The following is a 10,026-nucleotide window of genomic DNA, read 5'->3' on the forward strand; positions in this document are numbered from 1 at the left end:
GATGACAGAATTCGTCTTCTTTATGCTTCCCTGATAATGGGCAGCATTTTCCTTCGCTTTGTATTCCACCGTGATGTAGGAGCCGACATCCTCCTTCGTATAGGTATAGCTGTAGCTGATCGTCTTCGCAGTTTTATCCATCACTACTCTGTCACTGTCTACCGGGATCGTCTCCCCATTGCTTCTATGTAAGAGGAACTCTCCTTCGTCATAGCCTTCTCCGCTATAGCTGAACTGGATCTGTGATCCGATATTGCTTGGTCTGGCATCTGCCTGTCGCATATCCACAACATCCTGGATCACTAACGCATCCTCACGGAAGAGCGCATGCTCTGTTGCGATGACTGCACTCGGTTCACTTACCGCAGACTGGTCATACGCAGCGGTCGGTATGAATCTTGCGAACAGCTTATAGTCACTGTCCTTCTTCAGACCATAGAACCACGTTTCCTGTGCCTTGTATTCTTCTTCACTCTGCCAGTGGATATTGGCTTCGATCGCTTCCTTCGTAGTCAGGATAGCTCCTGCATCATCGACCGGCCGATCGTCTACATATCGCAGATAGCCGACCTGTACATATGGGATATCGACCGTCTTGTCCGTCTTATAGTTTGTCGGTGTACTGAACTGGATACTGTTTCCATTCACTCTCACCTTCGTCGGTGCATTCGGCCGATTCTGCTCTGCCTTCTGTCGCACGATGATCCCGTTTGTCTGAACACTGCCGACATACTCGGTATTCTCAGCCGCCGTATAGACTGCATAGACCATGCAGTTCAGATCCAGAGGTGTCAGTGAATAGGTACTCGTATTTCCCGTAGTCTGTGAATCAGCGATCTTAGCTGCTTCCTCTATCGGCATATCCGCATCGTTTACACGCTGTCGATACCAGGTGAAGGTTCCGTTCTTTTCATCTTCCCCCAGGTAGGAAGCACCCAGCGTATCCAGGACCTTCGTCGTATCCGTCGTTTCGATTCTGGCGGTTCCTGTGATCAATGCACCCTCCAGTGGGTTTTCCGTGATATGGGTGATCGTTCCAGAATAATCATCAACCCCAGTCATCGTGACCTTCAGGTACTGATTTGTATACTTTAAAGGGATCTGGAATCGGCTCATGGCATACTTACCATCTGCACTGATGTCATCGGCTCGCCAGTCATCCAACGCCTTCATCTCGGCATCGATATTCTGCCATTTTGCAGATGCATCCTTCGTCGCTGATACGTAATATTTCCAGGAGACCGTAGGCGCTTTGCCATCCACCGTATACCGCAGTGTCTTGGACTGCAATGTCTTCCATTCCACACTGCTGTCTGCTTCCTCGATCTTATCGTAGCCTACTCTTACCAGTGGTTCCTTCTCACTCTTGACAGACCTCGTTGAATTGATACCGCTCGCCGCATGACTTCTCGATTCCAGCCTTGCGACATAGGTCACATAGCTGCGGTTCGCCTCCACTCGGATATCCATATCCTTCGCTGTCACCTTGATCCAGTGCCCGGTATTGGCTGTCGTCGTATTATCGACCTTGCTTGTTGCCGCTTTATCAACATCCTCCGATATCTCCAGAGCTGGCAGATCGTCGATATCAGAAGACTGCAGATAATAATACATATCGTCGATCTTCTCTTCATTGTTCACAAGATGCAGCAGACTTCCAATCTGCGTATTATCCTCTCCCTTTGAAGTTACTGTCGGAGCCTTCGGTGTCAGATGATCATCCTTGAATACCTTTCCAAAGGATCTCTCTATCGAGCCGGTAAAGCTGCTGCCTTCTTTTGCGGTGTAGCTCACCCTTACCTCCGGATTTCTATCGACTGGTGGTATTTTATAGGAAGCTGATGTACCTCCTTCTGATTCCGGCACTGGCTCATCCCCCAGATACCACTGCCAGCTGCCGCTTCCCGTATCGTCCGCATTGTCCGGATAGATTCCCTTGTCATAAGAAACTGTGATCGTACTCTCCACACTCGGCTTTTGATTATCCCCAACTGAGATGTTCCCCAACAGTAACGACTTTTTCGTCCTGACTGCAGTTGTGTTGATCTTCGACCAATCGCTGGCATCATATCCGATCTTTGCGGCCTTACGGATGAAGAAATCATAATCGGTGTTTCTCGACAGCCCGCTCATCACGACATCCTTGTTCCAGGTCACCGTGACATGATTGGAGCTGATCTCCCCTGTTTCATCATGCTTTCGATATCCGAATTCATAGATCGCTGCAGTATCATCTGTTTTTGTGACATTCAATGTCGCCTGATACTGCTGTACACCATCGATCGATGCGTTGACGTCGGTTCCCAGTATCTGTCCTGCGTTCTGGATCTCCGCCGTCATCAGTGTACAGCTTCCTTTATAGTCACCATTCGCATTAAATGTGGCTCTGATCTTATAGCCTGCATCCTCCGGCTTCAGCTCATAGCTGATCCTGTTGGCGTTCTCTGCATCGACTGTTCCCAATACAGTATTCGTATTATTGTCCTGATCGACTCTCTCCAGGACCCAGATACCGGTAAGATCCTTCGTATCATCCTTCGTGCCTTTCACATCGAAGGTGATCGTTTCCTCGACCTTTTCTGTTCCGGATACTGTGATCTCACTGCTTCCCGTGATTGGAGATTTATCCGTCGTCACAGTCGTATACGCTGACCAGCCACTTGGCTCATATTCTTCTTTCTCATGAGCTCTGGCATAGACATAATACATCGTATTACGCTTCAGTCCTGTAACCTTCACCGCTGTATTTCCGGCATATCCATTTCCAGCGTTATCCATCTGCTGGCTAACTTTTCCTGCGGTTTCCGTATACCCAAAATCGTATGTTCCGGTGCCGGCATGGCTGATTTCGATCGTATGTGCATCGACCATCTCGCCTGTTGGCTCACTCGGTGCGGCCTGTGCTTTTTTTAGAATCGTAGGCGTGGTATACGCTACAGCTGCTTTGGAAGGATCTTTGAAATCCCCTGCACCGTTATAGGTGAAGCACAGCTTACTGCCGACATCCTCTTTCGTCAGTGTATAATAGATATCATATTGTTCTTTCTTATTTGCTTTTGCAGTGATATCCTGCTTTGTGCCGTCTGTATGGATACGTTCGATCTTCCACGTACCCTTTTGAAGGTTATCGTCACCAATATAGGCACGAATCTCACGTTCCATATTGACCTCACCATTCGTCTTCACCGGACCGACGATATCAGTGCGGCTGGTTTGTATTTCTCTCGCTTCACTCCACTCACTCGCCTCATAACCGGAGCCGCCAGCCACTCTGGCAAAGAGCCAGTATGTAGTATTTCTGGAAAGGCCGGAGATCGTGAATGCATCTGTAGAATGACCGGCAATGATCTTGTTTCCATTTAGGGAGCTTGCATAGGCATATTCATAATCAGCACCTTCAACGCCCTGTGCTTTAACCGTTACAGAATTATCAGGTATATCCGTCGGAACTTCGATGCCTGTAGGCTTAACAGAAGTCACCGCTTTTGTGAAGCCGGAGGACATCGTCGCATAATTTGTAGCACTAACATCGACATTGATTTCATACCCAACATCAGAGGCTTTTATCGTATACGTATCAGAAGTAGCTTCGGAAATTGCTTCTCTGGCCGTTGTGCCTGTTTTTCTGCGATACCATTGATATTTAATACCGGATGCCCCTGTCGCTGTAGCCTTAAGTTTTTTTCCAGGATTCGTATCACCTGTAAGATTGACAGATTCCAGTGCCTTAACCTTTTGTTTTATAGTGAAATTATATGTATTAGAAGCTGTTCCGCCAATCGTAGCATCCGGTTCAGTATATGTAATCGTGATGTCAGCACTTTTTCCTACATCGCCAACAGGTAAGATTGTCCCACCTTCTGTAACCTTCAAAATATTAGAATTACTAGAACTGATAGAATAAGAATTTTTCTGTAATTCCTCCGGTATTTTTATCGCACCGGAAATCTTCCCATTGAACATATCCGAGCTATTTGTAAGTCCATCCTCAGATACAAATGCTCCTCTTGTTGCTGTATATAGTGCTACAACCGGATGATCTTGTATCCATTTAAGTCTAGGATAGTATCCAGCGTTATTTACCCATTCGCTGTCGCTATTAAATAAATCATCGGTCGTCATTTCATAGGAGTTTTTTCCATGCACTCTACCTTCAAATCCTTTTATAACAGCATTTGGCATAATCGTAGAATCGTAAAATGCATTACTTAATGTAATATTTGATGTTCTGTTACTTACAACATTTAGTGAATTAAAATTTTGTAGAGCCAGATAAATATTTTCAACCTTTGAAGATCCTGAACCGATAAAACCAAGCATTCCAGCAGCTCCTTGCCCCGCACCATAAGTACCGAATTTTATATTTAAAATAAACATGTTTTTAAAATATGAACTTCCAGTTGAAAGATTTGCCGCATTTCCGACTAATCCACCCAATGCTCTTCCCGCCTTAACACTACCTCCAACTGATCCTACATTTGTAACAGTCAGCTTGCCTTCACCATGTCCTCCCATGATATAACCTGTATCCCACTCACTAGCCAAATCAGAGTCTATAAGAAATATATTTTTTATTGTCATATCAATACCGTTTGTCAATGATGTAACACATGCTCCCGGAGTATCTCCGGTCATATTGATGTTTCCATTCTGGATAATTAGATTCTGAACTACAGAATTATCGCTCATTCGATAGATTACAGGCGAGCTCATATAGCTTAAGGTATGATAGTCACCATCAAAGCTACCGGTATCTGTCAATTCATTCTTGAAATCAGCAGTAGAAACCGTTTTCCCCTTCATATTTATATTATTTGTTAATACATAATGAGCTGCGCTGTTTGCAAATGGTTCTTGCTTCGTTATAAATTTGTATAACTCATCTGCATTACTAATTGGAATACCATATTTATAGGGAATTCGATCACTTTTATATTTAGTATCTGAGGAGATAGCTTTCAATTCATCATCTACATAAAGCATAATATTATCAGGCATACCTAATCGTGCATATACATTTTCTCCATTTCGCCCGCTCATATTACTTAATGTTACAGACAGCCTATTATCAATAATAGATGCGCCAGTCAGCTCTAATGGTGTTAAGTCATTGATGTATGCGTTTAATCTTCCTGACAGACTTTCTCCACTCCAATTATCAACTGTTGCAGTTATTTTTGTATTAGAATACGCCGCATAATTCCCATTTCCATCTTTCGTACTTGACTCAATGGTAATCTGCTCATTATAGATCTTTCTGACATAATTCGTATTCACCTTCTTGATGCTAGCTCCACCATAGCCTATCTCATTATTTGGTACGAATTCTGCTTTGATATAGTGCTTCCACAGATCCTCATTGATCGTCAGCGTACTATAGGCCTTATTGATTGTCGGACTATATCCACTCGCCAGCTGCATCCACGACTCACTGTCGGCTGCCGGCGCTCCGATCGTACCGTTCGCACCACAATCAGTCGTACTCTTATACCATTTCCATGTTCCCTGTACGTTGTTTGCATTCTCCAGCTCTGCTGTGATCGTCTTCCCCACGACTGGATTGCTGATCTCCTTATATGTGATACTGCCATCTTCCGCTTCCTTGACATCCGTCGTGTTCTTTACACTCATCGTTCCTTTCTGCGTGATCGTTCCGATCGTCGTTTTCTCCGTTATGATACTGCTGACCTGCGTATCTCCTGTCTCCGGTCGAACTACATACAGCGCATATTCTGTATTTGCTTCCAGATAGGCATTTGCATAGTCCTTTTCCGTATTCATGCTACTGCCTGTACATTTTGTCCATTTAGCGGTTTTCAGTGCTTCTTCCGTGGTCTCCGTTGGAACCTTCGGTGCATCCTCTGTTGCATTCTGGATCCGATACCATACGCCTTCATATGCCTCCAATTCAAAATCCAGTGTCGGTCGGCTCGCTGCGGTATCTCCCCCCTGTACAAAGCTCTTGATGACAGGATTCACTGCCAGCTGCTTCTTGATCTCTGTCGTTACAGCTTCCTTACTACCGATGAAGCTGCTTGTTCCGGGTACACTGTATTTCGCTTTCAATCGTTTCTTGATATCATTGCTCGTTGGCGTATAATCCTTATCCGTCGCTCCTGTGATCTCCTCGAAACTTCCATCGTCTTTTTCTCGATACCACTGCCAGCTTCCATCCGTATCATTGCCTACCGGCATATAATTCGCTTTATTGTACACTGCGCTCAGCTTCTGTCCAGCGGTATTTGTACCATCGATCTCCACATATCCAAGGATACTGGTCTTCTTCGTTTCCACAGTCAGATACGCGTCTGACCAGTCACTGTCCGCAAAATTTTCGTTGCCCTTTACCTTTACCCATATATGGTACTCTGTATTTCGCTCCAATCCCTTGATCGTTACGTTCGTTCCCGTATATGTGTCATAATCGGCAGGCTCTGCGGTTTCCACATCGGTTCCTTTGCTGTATCGGAATCCATATACCAGTCCTGCTGTCCCCTCCATCTGGAATGTGATCGTGGAGTCTGTTGCCAGCTCTTTCGCTTCCTTCAGCTTAGTTCCATCTGCTTTGTCCATCTTTTCCTGATCGTATTGCAGCAGCGCCGCTGACTCTGCTGTTACGGATCCAACGACAGCTCCGTTATCCTGTGTTTTCTTGTAGTCCTGTTGAAATTCAAATGCAACACTGTATATCGTTCCCGGCGCCTCATCCTTCGGGATCTCATAATATGTAGAGCGGCCATCCTCTCCCGGATAGAAGTTTTTGATTACTTCCTTTTCCTGACCGGGTGCCTGCTTGTACCAGCTCCATACGCCATCCACTGTATTCGGCTCTGCACCTCCAGGTGAACCCTTTTTTATCAAGCTCGCTTCCAAACGCTCTCCCTGTGTCGGTGCGGTTCCGGCACTTCCATATACAAAGTTGATTTCTCCATCAAACTCGGTCTGTTCCGTTTTGACCCTTATGCTGCTCTGTGACCAATCCGATTTCTCGTGCTTATCGTTTCCGGCGAATCGCAGGAAGAAATAATATGTCGTATTTCTCTGCAGTCCCTCCACCACGATATCCTGTCCCGGTGTGAAGCTGCCGCTATTCCCTCCAGGACGATACTCCTCCGGAACACCGTTTTCCAGCTTGGAGTAGCCGATATTCAATGTCTCTCCTTCGATATCTATCGATGGGATTTTGACCTTGACACTGTCATCCGTCTTTACATTATTGTATATCAGTGTTTCGACGGGTGCTTCCTGTATGGCCAGCTTGATGACTTCACTCTGTGCACTCACCTCTCCGCCATAATTCCCGGTCCCTGTCAACACGACCTCCAGTCGATGTCCGATATAGGCCGTCGATTTCAGTTGGATCGTTCTCCCGGTCGGTGATGGTGTCGTTACACGGTTTCCTCTGCTTCCATCATCATTGACAAGATACCATGCATAATTCCCGGTTTGATCAGGATCTGCGCCGGTTATCTTAGCATTCAACGTATCTCCGTATCGATAGCCGCTTCCTGTTGAGGAGATTTCAAGAGTTCCCTTCACATATGGATTCTTGGTATTTACCTCCAGATAGAGGCTCGTGTACGCGGAATTCAGATGACCGTTTTCCCCGATTGCACGGACATAGATATAGTAGAGTGAGTTCGGCTGCAGGCCTGTGATCGTTACCGGATTGCTCCCCCTGGCATATACCTTGAATTCCTGCTTCTCTTCGTTCTCTGGCTTGAATGCAAACTGATACAGACCGTTTCCTTTTGTGTAGGCTTCCGGCATCTTGACAGTTACCGATGTGTCTTCGATCGAGGTTGCTTCATCCACTGCCAGTACCGGAGCTTTTGTAGGCACGGCGGTTGGTGCTGCTTTGACTGCCTGTGTGAACTGCCCACTGATCACAGTTCCGCTCGCTCCGCCTTCTCCCTTTGCGCTCGCCTTGACATAGATGTGCTTATCGACATCCTTTCCCTGCAACAGATAGGAATTTCCACGGCCCAGTATCTCATCATTCTCAGTACCGTCCGTATTATAATGATGCCACGTGTATTCCACCTCTGTATCGAAGTTCTGTGGCTCTACCCATGCATACAGTCGCTTATCTACGATCATATCCGCATCTGTCGCTTTTTCAGTACGTTCCGTATTATTGTAAATGCTGATGCTGCTCAGGGGCGCCTTGACCACGGTCTTACTGCTTGCTGTGATACTGCCCTCAAATGCATCATCTGCTGCGGTAAAGGTTGCTCGGATATACTTACTGCTGTCATCTTGTTTTAGTACGTAGCTGCTTGATATATTGTTTTCTTTCGCACTTGTTTCTTTTGATAATTCTGTCCATGTCGTACTCGTCGGTGATTCCGCCTTCTCCCATTTCCAGCTTCCTTTCGTCGTCATGGTTTCCTTCAGTGTTGCTGTCAGGGTAGCTCCGGCTGCCATTTCTTCCGACAACTGGATGCTTCCGCCGATCTGTCCCTTCTTCGTTGTTATGCTTTTATAGGTTGCCTGCTTTGTATCCTTCAGATCATAGTCATACACATGATAGGTCGTATTCCAGTTCAGACCATCCCAGCTGATTGCTCCATCCCACAGGTATCTTCTCCACCCTGAAGCGATGGCTGCCTTATGGTCTGCCGGTAGTTTACTTTTCATGCCGTCATCCGTCGTGATCAGATAATAGTGATTCGCTTTCATATTGAAGCTGATGCTCGTTGTCTTCTCTGCCACCGACTGCCCTGCCTGCGGTTCTTCTCCTGCCAACAGCTTTGCGGAGGCTGCTCTCATCACGCGCGTTCCGCTGGATGTTCTTGCGACCAGCGTCCCTTCCGTATCCTGATCCAGACTGCGTGTTACCTTTGCAATCGCGGCATTTCCGGAAACTCCGACATTTCCCTCTGCACTCCATGAGACAGTTTCTTTCCCTGTTGAGGAGGGCAGTGCCACATCCTTCGTCAGTCCCATCAGACTTGTCTGCGTACTGACTGCCAGTGTACTGAGCGCACTCAGCTTCTTTGCCTCTTCACTGTATTTGTCTGTGATCTCTTTCTTTGAAGATGGATAGCTTCCCTTCGTTTGTTGGAATCCGTCTATTGCCAGATCTCCGCTGATCAGCTGCGCACTTGTGTATTCCTGTGCTCGCAACTCTTCTTTCGATGCCACGCTGATATCATAAAAGCAATTTTCCAGCTTACTGCTCTCTCCATTGAAATTGCCTGTTTCCTTGCCTTCCACATACACGGCCGCATAGCAGTTTGTGATACTGCTTTCTTTTCCGAATCCATATGCGGATTGCTTGCCTTCGATGATTCCCGTTACATAGCTGTTGCTTATTTCTGCATTTCCGGAGACGACAAAACCGGAAGCTCCTGCTTCCCCTGTGATTTCCCCGCTCACATAGCTATTTCCGATACTCGTATTCGCTGCACTGACCAGCATACCGGAAGCGGATCGCTGTGATGCTATCTTCGCCAGTATCCCCACTCCATCGATTTTCGTATCCTTTGCATCTACTGCCAGCGCTGCTGTATTACTGGTACTGCTGATCTCACTACTTAGATTCACATTCCTTATTGTTGCTTTATTCAACGAAGTGAACAGCGGCTGCTTCAAGCCCTTGATCACATGGCCGTTCCCTTCCAATGTTCCTGTGAATTCTTTTTCTACCATGATAGAATCAGCGGTAACCGTGATATCGCTGTCCAGGATATACGTCTTATCCGGTGCTTTGGCGATATCCTTCAGGCCCTGTTCATTCGTGATATGGATTTCCTTCACTTCCGACTGTTCTTCTTTCTTCGGTTCTTCCTTCGGCTGTTCCGTTATATCGGTCACTTCATAGGTTGCGGTCATGCCAAGAGGTGCATCATCTGCCGCTTCGCTCTGGAACACATAGCTTCCGTTTTCCTTCGGCATATAGCTTCCCTGATACAAGCCGTTCTCCTGCTTCTCGACCTTTACAGGCTCCTTCTTTTCCTTGAAAGTAACTGATATATGATCCGTGTTTTCCATTCGTCCATACAGGGTGATTTCTCCCTGCCC

1 protein-coding gene is annotated in these 10,026 nt (G+C 46.4%); it reads right to left on the reverse strand.

Annotation, left to right across the window (positions count from 1 at the left end):
* On the reverse strand, positions 1–10,026 hold a 10,026-nt coding region (locus tag NE665_RS22620; protein ID WP_256302648.1), incomplete at both ends, for a ZmpA/ZmpB/ZmpC family metallo-endopeptidase-related protein.

This window comes from Clostridium sp. DFI.1.208 (assembly GCF_024463855.1).
Classification (GTDB): Bacteria; Bacillota_I; Bacilli_A; order Erysipelotrichales; family Erysipelotrichaceae; genus Clostridium_AQ.